General features: G+C 38.0%; 1 pseudogene. It reads left to right on the top strand.

The features are described from left to right. A pseudogene (locus tag O3646_RS10820) lies at window positions 1-1,079 on the top strand (IS3 family transposase); the annotation flags it as partial.

Here is a 1,079-nt window from a genome sequence, read left to right as displayed (position 1 = left end):
CCAAACCAAGGAATGCTTCCAAATTGGCTGGCACAATACAAGAAAAATGGGTATACTATTGTTGAGAAAACAAGAGGAAGGATACCTAAAATGGGACGTAAGCCAAAGAAGAAACCTGAAGAGATGACTGAGTTAGAGCGTCTTCAAGCAGAAAATGAATACCTGAGAGCGGAGAATGCTGTTCTAAAAAAGTTGAGAGAACTCCGATTGAAGAAGGAAAAAGAGAAAGAAGAAAGACAGAAATTGTTCAAGAATTAATCACTGAGTTTTCGTTAGATATTCTTCTAAAGGCCGTTAAACTCGCTCGTTCGACCTACTATTATCATTTGAAACAGCTAGACAAACCAGATAAGGATCAAGGGCTTAAAGCTGAAATCCAATCTATTTTTACTGAACACAAGGGAAATTATGGTTATCGTCGGATACATTTAGAATTAAGAAATCGTGGCTTTTTGGTCAATCATAAGAGGGTTCAGCGGTTGATGAATGTCCTCAATTTACAAGCTAGAATCCGGCAGAAGCGAAAGTATTCTTCTCACAAAGGAGATATTGGTAAGAAAGCCGACAACCTTATTCAACGCCAGTTTGAAGCTTCAAAACCAATGGAAAAGTGCTACACAGATGTGACAGAATTTGCCATTCCAGCAAGCACTCAAAAACTCTACTTATCACCAGTATTAGATGGTTTTAACAGTGAAATCGTCGCTTATAATCTTTCGACGTCGCCAAATTTAGAACAAGTGAAAGCTATGTTAGACCAGGCCTTTACTGAGAATCATTACACAAATACAATTCTCCATAGTGATCAAGGATGGCAGTATCAACACCAGTATTATCATCGTTTTTTAGAGGATAAAGGAATTCAACCGTCCATGTCACGTAAGGGTAACAGCCCAGACAACGGCATGATGGAATCCTTCTTTGGCATTCTTAAGTCCGAAATGTTTTATGGGTATGAGAAGACGTTTCAGTCACTTGAGCAATTAGAACAAGCTATTGTAGACTACATTGATTATTACAACAATAAACGAATTAAGGTCAAACTAAAAGGACTCAGTCCTGTGCAATACAGAACTAAA

This window comes from Streptococcus sp. 27098_8_148, from assembly GCF_041432105.1.
GTDB classification, from domain to species: Bacteria; Bacillota; Bacilli; order Lactobacillales; family Streptococcaceae; genus Streptococcus; species Streptococcus parasanguinis_AE.
The sequence above is the reverse complement of the archived record's forward strand: the minus strand, read 5'-3'. Positions and strand labels throughout refer to the sequence as shown.